Here is an 18,293-nt window from a genome sequence, read left to right on the forward strand (position 1 = left end):
CCGCCTCAGCGCTCGGCCGACGCCGCCCAGATGTTCACGCCGCCATCGCCTGCGTGCTGGTCGATGAGCGCCAGCTCCTCGCCCGTGAAGTCGGGACGCTTCAGGGCGGCGACGCAGTCCTCGACCTGCTCCGGGCGGCTGGCGCCGATCAGGGCCGAGGTGACGCGGCCGCCGCGCAGCACCCAGGCGATCGCCATCTGGGCGAGGCCCTGGCCGCGACCGGCCGCGATCTCGTTGAGGGCGGCGATGCGCGAGAGATTGTCGTCGCTGAGGAAGCCATCACGGAAAGACGGCGCCTTCCTCGCCGCGCGGCTGCCCTCGGGGACGCCGCCGAGATATTTCGCGGTCAGCATGCCCTGGGCCAGCGGCGAGAACACGATCGAGCCGATGCCCTCCTGGTCGAGGGTGTCGAGCAGGCCGTCCTCCTCGATCCAGCGGTTGATCATCGAATAGCTCGGCTGGTGGATCAGACAGGGCGTGCCGAGGCTGCGCAGGATCGCCGCCGCCTCGCGGGTCCGCCGCGAATTATAGGAGGACAGCCCGACATAGAGCGCCTTGCCCTGGCGCACTGCCGCATCGAGCGCGCCCATCGTCTCTTCCAATGGCGTCTCGGGATCGAAGCGGTGCGAATAGAAGATGTCGACATAGTCGAGCTTCATCCGCTTCAGGCTCTGGTCGAGGCTGGACAGCAGGTATTTGCGGCTGCCCCACTCGCCATAGGGACCGGGCCACATCCGGTAGCCGGCCTTGGTCGAGATCACCATTTCGTCGCGATGGCCGGCGAAATCCTGGCGCAGGATCGCCCCGAAGGCGGTCTCGGCTGAGCCCGGCGGTGGCCCGTAATTGTTGGCGAGATCGAAATGGGTGATGCCCAGATCGAAGGCGGTCCGGCAGATCCGGCGGCCGACATCCGGCGCGGTCGTCTCGCCGAAATTGTGCCAGAGGCCGAGCGAAAGGGCCGGGAGCTTGAGGCCGCTGTGCCCGCAGCGGTTATAGGTCATCATATCGTAGCGGGTTTCGCTGGCCATCGGTTGGGTCCGTCATTTCGGATATCGTTTCTGTGACGATGCTAGCCTGCCACAACGCTGCGCGCAGCAGCCATCGCGCGCCCTCGCCTTTCGGGAATGGCGGTTGCGCGCCTGCTTCAATCATGCTGACCAGGCGCTGCGGGCTCGTTTGCAGCCGACGCAGGTGATCGTTTCGACCGGAGCTTGCCATGTATCCCAAGGGCGTCCGCGGTGTCGGCATCACGGCTGGGCAACCCGCCAGCGATCTCTCCGATCTGCCGGCGCTGCTCGACCGGGTCGAGCGGCTCGGCGTCGACAGCGTCGAGCTCCCGACCTGCGCGATGGACCTCGTCGTCGGCGGGCGCATCCGCCGGCCGCATCTCGACCTGCTGAAGCGCGCCTGCGCCGGCCGGCCCTTCGGCTACAGCGTCCACGGCCCGCTGGTCATCAACTTCTTCGATGATCCCGCCCGGCTGCCACGCCATTTCGAGGTGCTGAAGGCGTCGCTCGAGGTCGCCGGCGAAGTCGGCGCCGCGCACTACGTCATGCATTCCGGCGTGATGCCGGTGCAGCCGGCCGAGGTGATCGAAGCCGCCTATGCCCGTCAGCGCGAATGGCTGTCGAAGGCCGGCGACGTGGCGCGCGACTGCGGCGTGCTGCTCTGCGTCGAGACGATGTTCGGCGACCACAAGGGCAGGACACATGCCTCGCTGCCCTCGCGGCTGGCCCGCGAGATCGAAGCCATCGATCATTCCCATGTCTGGGCGACGCTGGACTTCAGCCATGCCTTCCTCAGGCTCGGCTATGTCGGCGGCGAATATCTCGCCGAGATCGCGGCATTGGCACCCTTCGCCAAGCATCTGCATATGCATGATTCATTCGGGCTCGCCGACGCATTCGAGACGGTCTTCGCGAGCGAGAAGCTCGCTTTCGGCCATGGCGACCTGCATTTGCCGGTCGGCTGGGGCGCGATTCCGTGGCAGGCGCTGATGGAACGCTGCAATTTCCCCGACGGCGTTCTCTTCAATATCGAGCTCAATCCACGGCTCTGGTACGCGGTGGACGAGTGTCTGGCGGCGACGCGGGCACTTGCTGCCGAAGCGCGGATCGGAGCGTGAGGCGCTGGATTTGATGCAGACGCCCAAAAGGGCGTCATCACGCCCTATGTCGCGACGCCCAGCTTTCGCAGCTCCAGCCGCAGGTCGATGGGCTCGACGAAATGAACGGCCTGCATGCCCACTTTACGGGCTGTCTCGACGTTCTTGGCGCTGTCGTCGATGAAAATGCAGTCGCCCGCCACGAGCCCATAGCGCTCGAACAGGATCTGGTAGATCTCCGGATCGGGCTTGACGACGCGCTCATGGGCGGACACCACGACGCCGTCGAAGCTTTGCAGGAAAGGGAAGCGGATCAGGCATTCCGCCCATTTCTCGCGCGAGAAATTGGTGATCGCGTAGACCTTCTCGCCGCACTCCCGCAGTTCCGCCAACACGGCGACGCTGTCCTCGATGATGCCGGGCACGGCGTCGTGCCAGCGTTCGTCATAGGCCCTGATCTGGCTCTCCCATTCCGGATGGCTGGCGACGAGCATGGCGACCGCCTCCTCCCAACTCCGGCCGCGATCCTGTTCCAGATTCCAGGCTGCGGTGCAGACATTCCGCATGAACCAGGCGCGCTTCTCGTCATCGGGGATCAACTCGCGATAGACCAGCAGCGGGTCCCAGCGGATCAGGACATTGCCGACATCGAAGACGACGGTGGGCGTCGTGGCAGGCATGGCTCGTTTCCCGTCGTGAGATCCGGCAGGCGGGTGGCAGGGGCAGGATTTGCAGGCGCTCACGTCCTTGTGTGTGCTCCTGCGAGACAGATGCGCGAACTCTCGCGTATCCGACGGGGAGAATGCAATGAGGAGAATGGCATGAGCCCATCCTTGATCAGCTCGTGGCTGCCATGGACAGATCGACAAGGGCGCTTCTCGGGCCTGCGCGCCGCGGCGTTCGCGCTGGTCCTCGTGCCGGCCCTGCTTCTGGCGGTCGATGCCTGGATGGGTCAGCTCGGCTCCAAACCCTGGACGCAGGCGGTCCACGACACCGGCACCTGGGCCGTGCGGCTGCTCCTGGTCACGCTGGCTGTCTCGCCGCTGCGGCGCATCCTCGACTGGGGAAAGCTGATCGGCATCCGCCGCATGCTCGGGCTCTCCGTGCTCGCCTATGCGCTCGGCCATCTGGCGCTTTACTGCATCGATCTCGCCTTCGACTGGGGGCTGATCCTCTCGGAGATCGTCAAGCGCTTCTACCTGCTTGTGGGCATCACGGCGTTGGTCGGGCTGGTTGCACTCGGCATGACCTCGACCGACGGCATGATCCGGCGGATGGGCGCCAAACGCTGGCAGCGCCTGCACAATCTCATCTACGTCATCACCATGCTCGGGCTGCTGCATTTCGCTCTGCAGTCGAAGATCGACGTCACCCAGCCCGCGCTGGTGACAGGGCTGTTTGCGCTTCTGATGGTCTATCGCGGGCTCGACAAGCTCAAGATCTCGCTGACGACACCCGTCCTGATCGCCGCGGCGCTGGCGACCGGGCTTGCCACCGCATTGTGCGAAACCGCCTGGTACGCGCTCGCCACCGGCGTCTCCGCCTGGATGGTGTTTCAGGCCAATGCCGACTTCGTGGTCTATCAGGACCTCGCCTCGGTGCGGCCTGGTCATTGGGTGGCGCTCGCCGGGCTCACGGCCGCGCTCGCGGGTGCGTTTCGCCGCCCCAAGGCAAAGCCCGCCCGCAGGGTGAAAACCGGCGCGCCCGCTCGCGCTATGCCCTGAAGGCTTTGCGGCTGCCATGCCGCAATCGCGGTTGGCAGGTCCTGCCATAGGCTCTAACCCTATGGCATGCCTGACGATCCGAATGCCCAACCGATAGCCGACATCGCGGACGCCGAGCTCGCTTCCGAGGGCGTCGCACCGGACGCCGGACGCAATTCCCCGTTCCTGCCGCTGCGTCAGCCGATCTTCCGTGCGGTCTGGTTCGCGAGCCTCGCCTCGAATTTCGGCGGCCTCGTCCAGATGGTCGGCGCGTCCTGGATGATGACCTCGATCGCCGATTCGCCGGACATGGTCGCGCTCGTGCAGGCCTCGACGACGCTACCGGTGATGCTGTTCTCGCTGGCGGCCGGCGCGATCTCCGACAATTACGACCGCCGCCGCATCATGCTGACGGCGCAGGGCTTCATGCTGGCGGTCTCGATCCTGCTCGCGCTGTCGGCCTGGCTCGACGTGATGACGCCCTGGCTGCTGCTCGGCTTCACCTTCCTGATCGGCTGCGGAACCGCGCTCAACAACCCGGCCTGGCAATCCTCCGTCGGCGACATGGTGCCGCGCCGCGACGTTCCGGCGGCGGTGACGCTCAACAGCGTCGCCTTCAACATCGCCCGCAGCGTCGGCCCCGCCATCGGCGGCGCGATCGTCGCCGCAGCCGGGGCGGTCGCCGCCTTCGTGATCAACGCCTTCAGCTATATCGCGCTCATCACCGTGCTGGCGCGCTGGCAGCCGCCGCGCGTCGAGCGCGTCTTGCCGCGCGAGACGCTGCTGATCGCGATGGGGGCCGGCGTTCGCTATATCGCGATGTCGCCCAATATCCGCAGCGTCATCCTGCGTTCCTTCGCGTTCGGCTTCGGCGGCATCGTCGCGCTGGCCCTGCTGCCGCTGATTGCGCGCGACCTCGTCAAGGGCGGGCCGCTGGTCTTCGGCGTTATGCTCGGCGCTTTCGGGGCCGGGGCCGTCGTCGGAGCCTTCATGAGCGCGCGGCTACGCCGGATGCTGACGACCGAGTCGCTGGTGCGCGCGACCTTCGCAGCCTACGCGACCGCCGCCGCGATCATCGGCGTCAGCACGACGATGTGGCTGACCATGCCGGCGCTGGCCGTCGCGGGGGCCTGCTGGGTGCTGACGCTCTCGACCTTCAACGCGACGGTGCAGCTCTCGGCGCCACGCTGGGTCGTGGGCCGGGCGCTGGCGATCTACCAGATGGCGGCCTTCGGCGGGATGGCGGCGGGAAGCTGGGCCTGGGGCTATGCGACGCTGCATCTGGGAGCCGAGCAGGCGCTGCTGCTGTCGGCCTTTGCGCTGCTGATGGGCGCGGCGATCGGCCTGCGCTACCAATTGCCGCCGCTGGAGGCGCTCAATCTCGATCCGCTGAGCCGCTGGCGCGAGCCCAAGGTCGCCGTCGACATCGAGCCGCGCAGCGGCCCGGTGATCGTCACGATCGAATGGCTGATCCGCGAGGAGGACGTCGTCGAATTTCTCAAGGCCATGGCCGAGCGCCGCCGCATCCGCCGGCGCGACGGCGCGCGCCACTGGACACTGCTGCGCGACCTCACCGACGCCGAACTCTGGGTCGAGCGCTATGACAGCCCGACCTGGGTCGAATATGTCCGCCAGGCGCAAAGGGTGACGCAGGCCGACGCCGATATCGGTGATCGGGTCAGGGCGCTGCACAAGGGACCCAACCCGCCCGTGGTCCACCGGATGATCGAGCGTGAGACCGCGACCCTGCCACGCGGCCTGCCGATGCAGCATCAGCACCCGCCGGAGCCGACGGGCCATAACGGCTGACGGCCAGGCGTCAGCCCACCATCCGCAAGACCGGTCAGCCGACGATCCAGAGTCCGGCCAGGCCGAACAGGCCGACCACGATCCGCCACCAGGCGAAGACGGCGAAGCCGCGCTTCGAGACGAAGTCGAGGAAGCTGCGCACCACGACCAGCGCCGCGAAGAAGGCGCAGACGAAGCCGATGACGATCAGCGTCATGTCGTCGAAGCTCAATGTCTTGTAGCTCTTGAGCAAATCGTAGGCGAAGGCGCCGACCATGGTCGGCATGGCCAGGAAGAAGGAGAATTCCGCCGCGGCGCGCTTGCTCGATCCCAGCAGCATGGCCCCGACGATGGTCGAGCCGGAGCGCGACACGCCGGGGATCATCGCCAGGCACTGGATCAGGCCGATCTTGAAATACATCGGCAGCGGGAAGGTCGTGGCGTCCTGATATTTCTCCTCGAGTTCGAGATCATCGACCACGAGCAGGATCAGCCCGCCCGCGATCAGCGCGCAGCAGACGATGAAGGGGTTGAACAGCACCCCCTTGATGAAGCCGTGCAGCACCGCGCCGATCAGCGCGGCCGGCAGGAAGGCGACGAGCACGCCGAGGACGAAGCGTCGCGCGGCGGGGTCTGTGGGGATCCTGCGGGCGATATCGAGCAGGCGGCGGAAATAGACCAGCGTGATCGCCAGGATCGCGCCGAGCTGAACCAGGACCTCGAAGGATTTGCCGTTGGACTCAAAGCCGAGGAAATGCCCGAGCAGCAGCAGATGCCCGGTCGACGAGACCGGCAGGAATTCCGTCAGGCCTTCGACAATGCCGAGGACGGCCGCTTCGATCCAGTTTTCCATCGGGGGAGTGTCCTCGTGCGGTCCAAGGCTTTGTGCAGTGCGGCATCCTTAAGCCCCCGGCCTGCATAATCCCAGCCCTTTGCGAATTGGTTACCAAATACCGAACCCATTCAGCAGGAATCGCAGCCAATGCGCCCTGCCGGGTTGTGAGGCTCGCCAGCCGGCTCTATAGCGAGCGCCCAGCGCATATCGGGATGCGTTTCATCCTGCGGCCCTGCTTCAGCCGCACCTGCCTGCTTCAAGAGTGCCATGGCGACCCTTTATCATTACCCGCTGTGTCCGCATTCGCGCTTCATCCGTCTCGTGCTCGGCGAGTTCGGCCTCGAGGCCGCGCTGGTCGAAGAACGCGTCTGGGAGCGCAGGCGCGAGTTCCTCGAGATGAACCCGGCCGGCACGACCCCGGTCTTCCGCGAGGAGAACGGGCTCGCCATTCCCGGCGCCGGCCCGATCGCGGAATATCTCGACGAAACGCGCGGGCTGGCCCTTGGCGAGCGCCGGCTGTTGCCGGAGGGACCCGGCGAGCGCGTCGAGGTTCGCCGGCTGCTCGACTGGTTCTCGCTGAAATTCAACGAGGAGATCACCGGCCCGCTCGTGCTGGAGAAGGTGATGAAGCGCTTCATGGCCCGCGACGACGGCGGCGGACCGCCCGAGATGAGCGCGATCCGCGCCGCGCGCGCCAATGTGCGCTATCATCTGCGCTACATCGCCTGGCTGACAGCCAAGCGGAACTGGCTGGCAGGCTCGAAACTGAGCTATGCCGATCTCGCCGCGGCGGCGCATCTCTCCTGCGTCGACTATCTCGGCGACGTGCCCTGGGAAGAGGACGAGGCGGCCCGCGCATGGTATGCGAGGATCAAATCCCGGCCGAGCTTCCGGCCCCTGCTGAACGACCGGATGCCGGGCATGGCGCCGAGCGCCCATTACGACAACCTCGATTTTTGAAGGCCGACCGCCTCAAGCAGGCGGTCCTCGCCCGCGCTGTCGCTGAGGGGTTCTCCGTCGCGCGGGTCGCTGCCGTCGATGCCATTCCCGACGCGCCGGCCAGGCTCGCGGCCTGGCTGGCGCAGGGCCACCATGGCGAGATGGGCTGGATGGAGGAGCGCAGCGACCAGCGCGCCGACCCACAAAGGCTGTGGAGCGAGGCGAAATCGGTCGTGATGCTCGGCATGAGCTATGCGCCCGACAGCGACCCGCTCGCCATCCTCTCGCAGAACGACAAGGCCGCGATCTCGCTCTATGCGCGCCGTCGCGATTATCACGACGTCATCAAGGGCAAGCTCAAAAGCGTGGCCGGGCTCCTGGCGGCGCAGGGCGGGGTCGACGTCAAGGTCTTTGTCGATACCGCGCCGGTGATGGAGAAGCCGCTGGCGCAGGCGGCCGGCCTCGGCTGGCAGGGCAAGCACACGGTCCTGGTCTCGCGCGAGCACGGCTCGTGGCTCTTCCTCGGCGCGATCTACACGACCGCCGAACTGCCTGCGGACGCGCCCGAAACCGACCATTGCGGCTCCTGCCGGCGCTGCCTCGACATTTGCCCGACCGACGCCTTCCCGGCACCCTACCAGCTCGATTCGCGCCGCTGCATCGCCTATCTCACCATCGAGCATGCCGGCCATATCGATGAAGGCTTACGCGCCGGCATCGGCAACCGCGTCTTCGGCTGCGACGACTGCCTCGCCGTCTGCCCCTGGAACAAGTTTGCGGAGGCCGCGCAGGAAACCCGCCTGGCGCTGCGCGACGGGCTCGACGCCCTGCCCTTGGCCGATCTCGCTGGGCTCGACGACGCCGCGTTCCGCACGCTGTTTTCCGGCACGCCGGTGAAGCGCACGGGCCGCGACCGCTTCATCCGCAATGTGCTGATCGCGATCGGCAACAGCGGTCGGCCGGAGCTGGCCGTCAGCGCCGCCGCGCTCATCTGCGACCCCTCGCCGCTGGTGCGCGCCATGGCGGCCTGGGCTTTGATCAAGCTCGACCCGGTGCAGGCCGGCACCTTCGCTGCCGCGGCGCTGGCATCGGAAAGCGATATCGACGTCCGCCGCGAATGGCTTGCGTTAACGCCCGAACCGGAAAGCGCCTCATGAAGCTCGTCATCCTCGGCCTCGGCTATTCCGCCGGCTTCTTCGCACGCGCAGCCCTGGCGCGGGGATGGGAGGTCACCGGCACCGTGCGCTCGGCGGAGAAGGCGGCGCGCCTGAGCCGCGAGGGCATCCGCACGCTGGTCTTCGACGGTTTCGCCGTGTCCTCCTTTCTCGCCCGGGCCATCGCGGAGGCTGAAGCCGTGCTGGTCTCGGTGCAGCCGGGCGAGGCTGGCGACCCGGCTCTCGCCTGCCTGAGCAAGGAGCTGGCGGTGGCGCCGGAGCTGCGCTGGATCGGCTATCTCTCGACGATCGGCGTCTATGGCGACCATGACGGCGCCTGGATCGACGAGACGACAGCGCCACGGCCGAGCTTTCGCTCGCAGCTGCGGCTCGCCATCGAGCGCGACTGGCTGGCGCTGGGCGAGCGCAGCGGCAAGGCGGTACAGATCTTCCGGCTGTCGGGCATCTACGGACCTGGCCGCAACCCGATCGTCAAGCTGCGGCAGGGCAAGGCGACCCGGCTGGTCAAGCCGGGCCAGGTCTTCAACCGCATCCATGTCGACGACATCACTGGGGTGCTGATGGCCTCGCTTGAACGCCCGCGCCAGGGCGCGATCTACAACGTCACCGATGACGAGCCGGCCCCGCCGCAGGATGTCGTGAGCTTCGCCGCCAGCCTCACCGGGCTCGAACCTCCGCCGGAGATTCCCTTTGACCCGGCAAAGCTCTCGCCGATGGCGGCCAGCTTCTACGGCGAGAACAAGCGTGTCTCGAACGCGCTGGTCAAAGGCGAGTTCGGCTACAGCTTCCGCTATCCGACCTATCGCGAGGCGCTCAGGGCGCTGGCCATGTCAGGGGAATAAGGCACGCCGCACCCGTCATTGCGAGCGCAGCGAAGCAATCCAGAGGGCTCGCTCTACGTCTTCCTGGATTGCTTCGCTGCGCTCGCAATGACGAGGAGGCTCGTCACGCCGCGTAGCGCTGCCCCTCGTCGCCGTAATAGGCGACATAGCGCTGGTCGATCGCCGCCACGGGCAGGATGACCAGCACGTCGGTGGTGCCGAACTGACGGTCGACGACGGCGCCGGTGCCGAAGCGGGCGCCGAGCCGCAGATAGCCCTTGATCAGGGGCGGCATCTGCTTCAGCGCGAGCTTGGCGTCGACCATCTCCGCCGGCAAACGATCCATCGGGACATGGCGCTCCTGACGCGCGGCCGCGCTCCATTCGCCCGCCGAGTTCGCATGGTGATGCAGGAAGCTCAGCGGCAAGGCGAGCGCATCGGGGTCCGTGCCGTCGAAGCTTGCGCAGCCGAACATCGCGTCGATGCGGTGGTGGCGGATATAGGCCCAGATGCCGTGCCAGAGCAGCTCGACCGTCTTCTTGCTGCGGTAGGGTTCGAGCACGCAGGAGCGGCCGAGTTCGAGGAAGCGCTGGCCGGGATGCGCGGCGATCATCGGCGCGAGATCGAATTCGCCCTGCGTATAGAAGCCGCCGAGCCGGGCCGCCGCACTCTGGCGCATCAGCCTGTAGGTGCCAACGATCTTCGGCTTGACGCCGCCGAAGCGGCCGCGCGCGGCATGGTCGATGACGAGCAGATGGTCGCAAGCCGCGTCGAACCGGTCGGCGTCGCGGCGGAACATGCGCGAGACCACGTCGGGCTTGGCCGACATCTCCTGATAGAACACGCGGTAGCGCAGGCGCTGCGCCCGCCAGATCTCGCTCGGCCCGCGCGCCAGCCTGACCTCGAGCGACCCCGAGCGGCCGAGCGTGCCCGACAGCGGATCGGCTGCGGCGGATGGGCGAGCGAGGCGGCGGACCGTGTCGCCGGCGATCAGCTTCAACGGCGAGAAGCGCGCGAACAGAAGGCTCCCCACCGGCTGATGCCGAGCCGGCTCAGCCGGGTATCCGTGGAGGTTTCGTGCCATGGCTCGTCTTGTTCCACCGGCCGCCAATTCTGGCAATCGGGACTCTTTGCGCCCGATGTCTGACAGGATCGCGACAGAACTGCGTCGGAGCGGTGACGGTGCCTCAGGCCGAAAGCGTCAGCGTCCGCGGCCCTACGACCCTGTCGAGCCAGCGCTGGAGGGCTACGCGATCGAGAGGCTTAGCCAGGCAATCATCCATCCCTGCGGCGAACGCGGCCGCCCGGTCTCCTGCCGCGACATTGGCGCTGACCGCGACCAGCGGCAACCGCGCCCGGCCGGGACGATCGCGCTCCATCGCACGGACCGCGCGCGCCACGGCCAGCCCATCGAGCTCCGGCATGCGGATGTCCAGCAGGACCAGATCGAAGGACGGGCCGGTCGCGTCGAGGCAGGCCGAGACGGCCGCCAGCGCCTCCCGGCCATCGCGCGCCCAGATCGCCGCGCAGCCGAAGCGCTCCAGGGTCCGCGTGACGAGCAGCGCATTGATCTCGTTGTCCTCGGCCACCAGCACGGTGAGCCGCGGCCGCAGCGGCTGGGACGGGCCGGGGCCGGACATCTCGGTGACCGGCGCCACCGGAGCGGGGCGGGGCGAGAGCCGCTCATAAAGCGAGCGCGCCCGCACGGGCTTGACGAGGAAGCCGGTGAAGCCGGCGTCGCGCGGCGAACCGAACTGGCGGCGCTCCAGCGGCGACAGCATGATCAGGCAGTCGGCCACCCCGGCGGCGCGGGCGGCTTCGGCCAGGATCGTCGCCGCCTCGCGACCGATCGCCTGGTCGATCAGGGCGGCGTCGTAGGACGCATTGCTGCGCAACAGCGACAGGCCCGTGGCGGCATCTGCCGCCAGCATGGCGACACCGCCTGTCGCCGCGATGGTTTCCTGGAGAAAGCCAGCGCCGAAAGGGGCGCCCGAGACGATCAGCACGCGCTTGCCCCGCCAGTCCGGCGGAGCAGGCGCCACGGCGTCTCCAGCAACCGGCAGGGGCAAGCGGACGCGGAAGAGCGCGCCTTTGCCTGCCTCGCCCTCGCCTTCCCTGCTCTCGACGCCGACGGAGCCGCCCATCAGCACGGCGAGCCGGCGCACGATGGTGAGGCCGAGCCCGGTGCCCTCGTGCCGGCGCGCGGCGGAATCGTCGGCCTGCTCGAACTCCTCGAAAATCGCCTGACGGCGGTCCTCCGGGACGCCCGGCCCGGTATCGGCCACGACGATCTCGACCATGCCGCCATCGCGGCCGATGCGGATGCCCACCCCGCCCTGATCGGTGAACTTGATCGCGTTGCCGACCAGGTTGAGCAGGATCTGCCGGAGCCGGTCGCGGTCCCCGATCAGATGCGTCGGCAGGTCCGGCGCGAGATGGGCGGCGAGCTCGATGCCCTTGGCTTGGGCGCGGGGCGCCATCAGCTCCGAGACCGTCTCCAGCAGCAAAGCGAGATCGAAAGGCTCGCTCGCCAGTTCGAGCTTGCCAGCCTCGACCTTGGCGAAGTCGAGGATGTCGTCGACGAGACCGAGCAGCGCCTCGCCGGAGGTCCGGAGCGCGCGAACATAGGTCTTCTGCTCCGGATCGAGGCCGGTGTCGCCGAGCAGATCGGCCATGCCGAGGATGCCGTTGAGCGGGGTGCGGAACTCGTGGCTGACGGTGGCGAGAAAGCGCGATTTCGCCTCGTTGGCGCTCTCGGCACGGGCGCGGGCCTCGACCAGTTCCTGTTCACCCGCGATCCGCGCCGTGATGTCGCGGCCGACACGCTGCAGCACCGTCTTGCCAAGCGCCACCGGCACGACGGTCTCGACCCAGGAGATCCAGCGTTCGCCATCGGGCGTCGCCAGGCATTCGTCGAACACGCGGGCGCCGCCGTCCAGCGCCAGAGCGGGGCGGCAGGCCACCAGCCGCGGCACGGCGACCGCACCGACGACCTCCGCCTCGTTCAGACCGAGCAGGGCGGCGTAGGCGCCATTCGCGTAGACGATCCGGGGGCCATCGCGGCGCACGATCAGATCGCCCTGCGCCTCGATCAGGCTGCGATAATGCTCCTCGCTGTCGGCCAGTGCCCAGAGGCGATCGTTGAGCTGCTCGACATCGCCAGCCAGTTCCGCCGCCTGGCGGACGATGCGGTCCCGCTGCCGCAGCAACGTCACGGCAGCGACGCCTGCAAACAGCGCCAGCGCCACCACGGCAAGCGCGGGCCAGGGGGATGAGAGAAGATCCATCATCCCCATCTAGCAGCTGTCGATTGAAGAACCGTTGGGCGAAACCGCGCATTTGACGGATCGCGTGCGGCGATGTGTTAACCTTGCGCCGCGGCTGGCCAGCGGCGGATCAGGCCGCCTGCGCCATCTGGTCGCCGCGCGAGCGATAGGACAAGGCCTCCGCCAGATGGATGCGGCCGACCTTCGCCTCGCCGTCGAGATCGGCCAGCGTGCGCGCCACCTTGAGCACGCGGTGATAGGCGCGCGCGGTCAGGCGCATCGCGTCGGCGGCATCGCGCAGCAGCGACAGGCCGGCATTGTCGGGCCTCGCGATCTCATCCAGCACCGGCGCCGGGCAGGCCGCGTTGGTCGCGATGTTGGGCAGCCCCAGCGCCTCGAAGCGGGCGGTCTGCAGGCGCCGCGCCGCCGCGACGCGAGCCGCGACCTGCGCCGATCCCTCGCTCGCCGCCGGAAGGATGAGATCGGCGGCGGTGACGGCGGGCACGTCGATCGCGATGTCGATGCGGTCCAGCATCGGGCCGGAGATGCGGCTCTGGTACTGCGCCATGCAGCGCTCGTTCTGCTGGCGGCGGCAGGCGAAGCCGGGCTCGGTCGCCTTGCCGCAGCGGCACGGGTTCATGGCGGCGACGAGCTGGAAACGGGCCGGGTAGACGGCGCGGTGATTGGCCCGCGAGATCAGCACGTCGCCGGTCTCCATCGGCTGGCGCAGCGCATCGAGCGCCTGGGCCTGGAACTCCGGCAATTCGTCGAGGAAGAGCACGCCGTGATGCGCCAGCGAGACTTCGCCGGGCTTGGCCTGCAAGCCGCCGCCGACGAGGGCTGCCATCGAGGCCGAGTGATGGGGCGCGCGGAAGGGGCGCCGGTCGGTCAGCGCGCCATCGGCAAGGTGGCCGGCGATGGACAAAACCATCGAGACCTCCAGCAGTTCGCGCGGGGTGAGCGGCGGCAGGATCGAGGGCAGCCGGCTCGCCAGCATCGATTTTCCGACACCGGGCGGGCCGTTCATCAGGAGGTTGTGACCTCCAGCCGCCGCGATCTCGAGCACGCGCCTCGCACTTTCCTGCCCCTTGATGTCGGCGAGATCGGGCAACGGGCCCGATTGCCTGGCGACCGCAGGTTCCGGCCTGGCCATCACCTGCGTGCCCTTGAAGTGGTTGGCGAGCTGGATCAGCGAACGCGGCGCGAGAATGTCGATGTCGGCGGCAGCCCAGGCGGCTTCGGAGCCGGAAGCCTGCGGGCAGATCAGTCCCTGGCCCCGGCCATAGGCGGCGATCGCCGCCGGCAGCACGCCGGCCACCGCCGTGATCGAACCGTCGAGGGCGAGCTCGCCCAGCACGGTGTAGCCGGCCAGGGCGTCGGCGGGGATCGCGCCGATCGCCGCCATCACGGCGAGCGCGATCGGCAGGTCGTAATGACTGCCTTCCTTTGGCAGGTCGGCCGGGGCGAGATTGACGGTGATGCGCTTGGCCGGCAGCGCGAGACCCGATGCGATCAAGGCGGCCCGGACGCGCTCCTTGCTCTCGCCGACGGCCTTGTCGGGCAATCCGACCAGGATGAAGGCGACCCCGCCGGGCGTGACCTGGACCTGGACGTCGACGGCGCGCGCCTCGATGCCCTCGAACGCCACCGTCGCGACCCGCGTCACCATCAGCACCACCCCATGACCCAGGGGAGGCTAGCCGAGCTTACGGGCAGACGCAAGAACAGATCAGGAACCCAAGCGAACAACCGATGCGCTTCCGCCGATATTCACCGCCTCGTGAGGATCCCGATCTTGGGCTCGGGCGGCGTGCCGAGCTTCAACAGCAGGAAGCCGAGCAGGAAAGCGATGAGCGCAGCAGGCGCCAGCAACAGGTTGACCATCACCGGGTCCCACAGCAGCGGGTGGAGCTTGCGCTCGATCAGAGGCTGCCATGCGGCCATGCGCTCGCCGAACAGCGTCGACAGCACCAGGCCCGATGGCGTGTACTGCAGAGAGGAATTGGCGATGGAGCGCGCGCCATCGATGACGAGCGAGACGAATCCCGCCGCGATGATGATGTAGCCAAGCAGCCGCAGCAGAAACCGCACCATCCGTCCGTCCTCGTCGATCCCGCGCAGCCGATCGCCCGCTTCGCCCACCGATCGTCGGGCCGATGTGCCCATTCGCCTGCGGCTTTGCAACCATGTCAGCCGCCGTTTTCACGGCATCTGTCGACGGGCACCAGAACGCTCTTGAAAGAAGCCGGCTCGACGGTCATAAGCAGCGCGCCGGACAGGTGGCCGAGTGGTTGAAGGCGCACGCCTGGAAAGTGTGTATACGGGAAACCGTATCGAGGGTTCGAATCCCTCCCTGTCCGCCAGCACGTTCTCAACCTCTCAACCATGCAGCGCGAAGGCGGACGCGCTTGAGGGCGTCGGGGCATGATACTACGCCAACTGGTCTATCTCGACGCATTGGCCCGCGAGAAGCATTTCCGCCGCGCCGCCGAAGCCTGCCATGTCTCCCAGCCGACGCTGTCGGCGGCGATCGTCCAGCTCGAGGAAGAACTCGGCGTGCTCATCGTCGAGCGCGGGCGCAGGTTCCAGGGGCTCACCAAGGAAGGCGAGGCCGTGCTGGCCCATGCCCGCCGGATGCTGGCGGAGGCCGAGTTGATGAAGGACTCGATCGCCGAGCTGAAGGAGGGCGTCAGCGGCCGCATCCGGCTCGGCGCCGTCCCCACCGCGCTGCCGATGGTCGCGCATATCACCGCGCCGTTCTGCGCCCGCTACCCCGGCGTCTCGCTGACCGTGCTGTCGCTGACCTCGTCGGACATTCAGCAGCGGATCGACAATTTCGAGATCGATGCTGGGCTGACCTATCTCGACAACGAGCCGCTCGAACGGGTGATCGCCAAGCCGATCTACCAGGAAGCCTATGTGCTGCTGACGCGGGAGGACGGCCCGCTCGGCGGCCTGGAAACCATTTCCTGGGCGCAGGCCGGCCAGCTCAAGCTCTGCCTCCTCACCTCCGACATGCAGAACCGGCGAATCATCGACGGCATCTTCCGCTCGGTCGGCGTCATGCCCAAGCCGGCGATCGAGACCAATTCGATCTTCAACCTGTGTTCGCATGCCGGCATCCAGGGCGTCTCCAGCATCGTCTCGCGGCAATTGCTGGAGTTCTTCGGCGTGCCGCTGGGAACCAAGGCGCTGCCCCTGGTCGAGCCCGAGGCCAAGCGCTCGATCGGACTGATCGTGGCCGACCGCCAGCCCTTCGCGCCGCTGACCCGCCATCTCCTGACGATGTCGCAGCCGGTCACCGAGGCCGTGCTGCCGCGGCGCAGCAAGGCGGGATAGCCGAGACCTATCGCCAGCCTCGGCGCTCCGTCAGAGCGCATCATGGAACGCTGCGATAAGCAGAGGCTTTCACTGGCCCGTTAGCGGTTTCGTGCAGCAGCAGACCGTTTTTGATAGTCACCGACTATCATATGGTCGAAACAAACGATTTGAAATCATTCCAGTATGGGCCGACTTTCTCCGAAAGCAGCGTGGGCAAACCGCGTCGGATGGAGGAACGATGACCGGATATCCAGCCTGGGACCAGGACAGCGCGCGCTCGATCATCGCTGGACTGGTGCATCTCGAAGGTGCCGCGCTGCCGATCCTGCACGCCTTGCAGGAGGAGTTCGGCCATGTCGATGCGCAGGTCGTCCCGCTGCTCGCGGATGCGCTGAACCTGTCGCGCGCCGAGGTCCATGGCACGATCTCGTTCTACCATGATTTCCGCACCAGCCCACCGCCCCGCCGCGTCATCAAGCTCTGCCGGGCCGAGGCCTGCCAGGCGCTCGGCTGCGAGGCGCTGGTCCAGGACCTGGCGCATCGCCACGGCATTGCGGTCGATGGGCACGGCCATGGAGCTTCCCACGGTCATACCCATGGTCCTGACTGTGGCCATGACCACTCCCATGCTGCCGATGTCACGGTCGAGACGGTCTATTGCCTCGGCAATTGCGCGCTCGGGCCGTCGGCGCTCGTCGATGGCGAACTGATCGGGCGGCTCGACTCCGACCGCCTCGCGGAGCTGTGCACGGATGCGGGAGTTCGTTCATGACGCTTTCTCCCGACACCATCAGGATCTTCGTGCCGATCGACGCCGCGGCGCTCTCCGTCGGGGCGGAATCCGTCGCCCGGGGCATTGCCCGCGAGGCGCAGGCGCGCGGCCTCGCCGTCGAGATCGTCCGCAACGGCTCGCGCGGCATGCTCTGGCTGGAGCCGCTGGTCGAGGTCGAGACGCCGGCCGGCCGGATCGCCTATGGGCCGGTCGCGGGCAAGGATGTCGCCGGGCTCTTCGATGCCGACTTCCAGTCCGGCGGCAGCCATGCGCTGCGGCTCGGCCTGACCGAGGAGCTCGACTGGATGAAGCGCCAGCAGCGCCTCACCTTCGAGCGCATCGGCGTCACCGACCCGCTCTCGCTGGCGGACTACCGAGCGCATGGCGGTGTCGCCGGGCTGGAGAAGGCGCTGGCGCTGTCCGCCGACGACGTCGTCGAGGCGGTGCGGGCCTCGGGCCTGCGCGGGCGCGGCGGTGCCGGCTTTCCCACCGGGACCAAGTGGAAGACCGTACAGAACGCCCGGGCGGAGCAGAAATACATCGTCTGCAATGCCGACGAGGGCGACAGCGGCACCTTCGCCGACCGGATGCTGATCGAAGGCGACCCCTTCCTTTTGATCGAGGGCATGACGATCGCCGCCATCGCGGTGGGCGCGACGCGTGGCTACATCTATCTGCGCTCGGAGTATCCGCATGCGTTCAAGACGCTGCAGCGCGCGATCCTGAAGGCGCAGGGCGCCGGCATCCTCGGCGATTCCGTGCTCGGCAGCCGCCACGCCTTCCACCTCGAAGTACGGCTGGGGGCGGGCGCCTATATCTGCGGCGAGGAGACCTCGCTGCTCGAAAGCCTCGAGGGCAAGCGTGCGCTGGTGCGCGCCAAGCCGCCGATTCCGGCGCTGCAGGGCCTGTTCGGCAAGCCGACCATCGTCAACAACGTTTTGTCCTTCGCCGCCGTGCCCTGGATCCTCGATCACGGGGCGCAGGCCTATGCCGATTATGGTCTCGGCCGCTCGCGCGGCACGCTGCCGGTCCAGCTCGGCGGCAACGTCAAGCGCGGCGGGCTGATCGAACTCGCCTTCGGCATCAGCCTGCGCGAGATCATCGAGGACATGGGCGGCGGCACCCTCTCGGGCCGGCCGATCCGGGCCGTGCAGGTGGGCGGGCCGCTCGGCGCCTATCTGACGGCGGCGCAGCTCGACGTCGCCATGGACTACGAGGCGCTGGCGGCGATGCGCGCCATGCTCGGCCATGGCGGTATCGTCGTCTTCGACGACAGCGTCGACATGGCCAAGCAGGCCCGCTTCGCCTTCGAGTTCTGCGCCAAGGAAAGCTGCGGCAAGTGCACGCCCTGCCGCATCGGCGCGACGCGCGGCGTCGAGGTGATGGACCGCATCATCGCCGGGACCGAGCGCCCGAAGAACCTCGCCGTGCTGCGCGACCTCTCCAAGCTGATGACCGACGCCTCGCTCTGCGCGATGGGCGGGCTGACGCCGATGCCGGTGCTGAGCGCACTGAACCACTTCCCCGAGGATTTCGATCGACCCGCGCTTCCCATGGCCGCGGAATGAG

16 protein-coding genes and 1 tRNA gene are annotated in these 18,293 nt (G+C 67.9%); 10 read left to right on the forward strand and 7 right to left on the reverse strand.

Features of this window, described 5'->3' with window-relative positions; translation table 11 throughout:
- Window positions 1–5: 5 nt before the first annotated feature.
- Window positions 6–1,028 carry an L-glyceraldehyde 3-phosphate reductase gene (gene mgrA, locus AE618_RS17155; RefSeq protein WP_054210281.1) on the reverse strand — a complete coding sequence of 341 codons (1,023 nt, stop codon included), beginning with the start codon at window positions 1,026–1,028 and terminating at the stop codon, window positions 6–8.
- A 188-nt stretch (window positions 1,029–1,216) separates the two neighbouring features.
- On the opposite strand from mgrA, the gene AE618_RS17160 reads away from it, so the two are divergent.
- Window positions 1,217–2,125 (forward strand): sugar phosphate isomerase/epimerase family protein, encoded by a 909-nt coding sequence (locus AE618_RS17160; RefSeq protein ID WP_054210282.1) that lies wholly within the window; start codon window positions 1,217–1,219, stop codon window positions 2,123–2,125.
- A gap of 44 nt (window positions 2,126–2,169) precedes the next feature.
- On the opposite strand, the gene AE618_RS17165 is transcribed toward AE618_RS17160, so the two are convergent.
- Window positions 2,170–2,784, reverse strand: coding sequence for an HAD family hydrolase (locus AE618_RS17165; protein WP_054210283.1), 615 nt, complete (start codon window positions 2,782–2,784; stop codon window positions 2,170–2,172).
- A gap of 141 nt (window positions 2,785–2,925) precedes the next feature.
- Here AE618_RS17165 and AE618_RS17170 point away from each other — a divergent pair, with 141 nt between their 5' ends.
- Together AE618_RS17170 and AE618_RS17175 are read left to right on the forward strand one after the other, a co-directional pair.
- Complete coding sequence (locus tag AE618_RS17170; RefSeq protein WP_082365354.1) at window positions 2,926–3,828, forward strand: sulfite oxidase heme-binding subunit YedZ; 903 nt, start codon at window positions 2,926–2,928, stop codon at window positions 3,826–3,828.
- Window positions 3,829–3,894: 66 nt separating this feature from the next.
- The gene (locus tag AE618_RS17175) at window positions 3,895–5,616 is read left to right on the forward strand and encodes an MFS transporter (protein ID WP_082365355.1); all 1,722 of its coding nucleotides are present in this window, start codon (window positions 3,895–3,897) and stop codon (window positions 5,614–5,616) included.
- A 34-nt stretch (window positions 5,617–5,650) separates the two neighbouring features.
- Here AE618_RS17175 and AE618_RS17180 read toward each other — a convergent pair whose 3' ends face one another.
- Complete coding sequence (locus AE618_RS17180) at window positions 5,651–6,448, reverse strand: undecaprenyl-diphosphate phosphatase (RefSeq protein ID WP_054210284.1); 798 nt, start codon at window positions 6,446–6,448, stop codon at window positions 5,651–5,653.
- 249 nt (window positions 6,449–6,697) lie between these two features.
- Here AE618_RS17180 and AE618_RS17185 point away from each other — a divergent pair, with 249 nt between their 5' ends.
- From AE618_RS17185 to AE618_RS17195, 3 genes are read left to right on the forward strand one after another with little or no spacing between them, the layout of a single operon-like run.
- Complete coding sequence (locus AE618_RS17185; RefSeq protein ID WP_054210285.1) at window positions 6,698–7,390, forward strand: glutathione S-transferase family protein; 693 nt, start codon at window positions 6,698–6,700, stop codon at window positions 7,388–7,390.
- Window positions 7,387–8,526, forward strand: a complete 1,140-nt coding sequence (gene queG / locus AE618_RS17190) for a tRNA epoxyqueuosine(34) reductase QueG (RefSeq protein WP_054210286.1) — start codon at window positions 7,387–7,389, stop codon at window positions 8,524–8,526. The genes AE618_RS17185 and queG overlap by 4 nt, the downstream gene beginning before the upstream one ends.
- The gene (locus tag AE618_RS17195) at window positions 8,523–9,386 is read left to right on the forward strand and encodes an SDR family oxidoreductase (RefSeq protein ID WP_054210287.1); all 864 of its coding nucleotides are present in this window, start codon (window positions 8,523–8,525) and stop codon (window positions 9,384–9,386) included. Before queG ends, AE618_RS17195 begins: the two co-directional genes overlap by 4 nt.
- 103 nt (window positions 9,387–9,489) lie before the next feature.
- Here the strand turns inward: AE618_RS17195 and AE618_RS17200 are convergent, their stop codons facing one another.
- The 4 genes from AE618_RS17200 to AE618_RS17215 all read right to left on the reverse strand — a co-directional run bounded on the left by AE618_RS17200 (window position 9,490) and on the right by AE618_RS17215 (window position 14,797).
- Entirely contained in the window at window positions 9,490–10,449 is a 960-nt protein-coding gene (locus AE618_RS17200; RefSeq protein WP_082365357.1) for a GNAT family N-acyltransferase, read from the reverse strand.
- 103 nt (window positions 10,450–10,552) lie between these two features.
- Window positions 10,553–12,652 (reverse strand): ATP-binding protein, encoded by a 2,100-nt coding sequence (locus tag AE618_RS17205; protein ID WP_082365382.1) that lies wholly within the window; start codon window positions 12,650–12,652, stop codon window positions 10,553–10,555.
- A 109-nt stretch (window positions 12,653–12,761) separates the two neighbouring features.
- Window positions 12,762–14,300 carry a YifB family Mg chelatase-like AAA ATPase gene (locus tag AE618_RS17210; RefSeq protein WP_054210290.1) on the reverse strand — a complete coding sequence of 513 codons (1,539 nt, stop codon included), beginning with the start codon at window positions 14,298–14,300 and terminating at the stop codon, window positions 12,762–12,764.
- 101 nt (window positions 14,301–14,401) lie between these two features.
- Window positions 14,402–14,797: a PetM family of cytochrome b6f complex subunit 7 gene (locus AE618_RS17215; protein ID WP_248310916.1), complete on the reverse strand. Its 396-nt coding sequence runs from the start codon at window positions 14,795–14,797 to the stop codon at window positions 14,402–14,404.
- Between the two features lie 107 nt (window positions 14,798–14,904).
- On the opposite strand from AE618_RS17215, the gene AE618_RS17220 reads away from it, so the two are divergent.
- The 4 genes from AE618_RS17220 to AE618_RS17235 all read left to right on the forward strand — a co-directional run bounded on the left by AE618_RS17220 (window position 14,905) and on the right by AE618_RS17235 (window position 18,292).
- Window positions 14,905–14,994 (forward strand) — tRNA-Ser (locus AE618_RS17220).
- A gap of 61 nt (window positions 14,995–15,055) precedes the next feature.
- Window positions 15,056–15,970, forward strand: coding sequence for a LysR family transcriptional regulator (locus AE618_RS17225; protein ID WP_054210291.1), 915 nt, complete (start codon window positions 15,056–15,058; stop codon window positions 15,968–15,970).
- Between the two features lie 220 nt (window positions 15,971–16,190).
- Window positions 16,191–16,724, forward strand: coding sequence for an NAD(P)H-dependent oxidoreductase subunit E (locus tag AE618_RS17230; protein WP_054210292.1), 534 nt, complete (start codon window positions 16,191–16,193; stop codon window positions 16,722–16,724).
- On the forward strand, window positions 16,721–18,292 hold the full coding sequence (locus AE618_RS17235) for a formate dehydrogenase beta subunit (RefSeq protein WP_054210293.1): 1,572 nt from the start codon (window positions 16,721–16,723) through the stop codon (window positions 18,290–18,292). The genes AE618_RS17230 and AE618_RS17235 overlap by 4 nt, the downstream gene beginning before the upstream one ends.
- Window position 18,293: the final 1 nt, after the last annotated feature.

This window comes from Allobosea vaviloviae, assembly GCF_001298265.1.
GTDB lineage: Bacteria > Pseudomonadota > Alphaproteobacteria > Rhizobiales > Beijerinckiaceae > Allobosea > Allobosea vaviloviae_B.

Bases quoted from the DNA above. Each gene is read 5' to 3' on its own strand.
- AE618_RS17230 (WP_054210292.1), top strand. From the start codon at position 16,191: ATGACCGGATATCCAGCCTGGGACCAGGACAGCGCGCGCTCGATCATC.
- AE618_RS17185 (WP_054210285.1), top strand. From the start codon at position 6,698: ATGGCGACCCTTTATCATTACCCGCTGTGTCCGCATTCGCGCTTCATC.
- AE618_RS17210 (WP_054210290.1), bottom strand. From the start codon at position 14,300: ATGGTGACGCGGGTCGCGACGGTGGCGTTCGAGGGCATCGAGGCGCGC.
- AE618_RS17200 (WP_082365357.1), bottom strand. From the start codon at position 10,449: ATGGCACGAAACCTCCACGGATACCCGGCTGAGCCGGCTCGGCATCAG.
- AE618_RS17225 (WP_054210291.1), top strand. From the start codon at position 15,056: ATGATACTACGCCAACTGGTCTATCTCGACGCATTGGCCCGCGAGAAG.
- AE618_RS17160 (WP_054210282.1), top strand. From the start codon at position 1,217: ATGTATCCCAAGGGCGTCCGCGGTGTCGGCATCACGGCTGGGCAACCC.
- AE618_RS17170 (WP_082365354.1), top strand. From the start codon at position 2,926: ATGAGCCCATCCTTGATCAGCTCGTGGCTGCCATGGACAGATCGACAA.
- AE618_RS17180 (WP_054210284.1), bottom strand. From the start codon at position 6,448: ATGGAAAACTGGATCGAAGCGGCCGTCCTCGGCATTGTCGAAGGCCTG.
- AE618_RS17175 (WP_082365355.1), top strand. From the start codon at position 3,895: ATGCCTGACGATCCGAATGCCCAACCGATAGCCGACATCGCGGACGCC.
- AE618_RS17235 (WP_054210293.1), top strand. From the start codon at position 16,721: ATGACGCTTTCTCCCGACACCATCAGGATCTTCGTGCCGATCGACGCC.
- AE618_RS17165 (WP_054210283.1), bottom strand. From the start codon at position 2,784: ATGCCTGCCACGACGCCCACCGTCGTCTTCGATGTCGGCAATGTCCTG.
- AE618_RS17215 (WP_248310916.1), bottom strand. From the start codon at position 14,797: ATGGGCACATCGGCCCGACGATCGGTGGGCGAAGCGGGCGATCGGCTG.
- AE618_RS17195 (WP_054210287.1), top strand. From the start codon at position 8,523: ATGAAGCTCGTCATCCTCGGCCTCGGCTATTCCGCCGGCTTCTTCGCA.
- AE618_RS17205 (WP_082365382.1), bottom strand. From the start codon at position 12,652: ATGGATCTTCTCTCATCCCCCTGGCCCGCGCTTGCCGTGGTGGCGCTG.
- mgrA (WP_054210281.1), bottom strand. From the start codon at position 1,028: ATGGCCAGCGAAACCCGCTACGATATGATGACCTATAACCGCTGCGGG.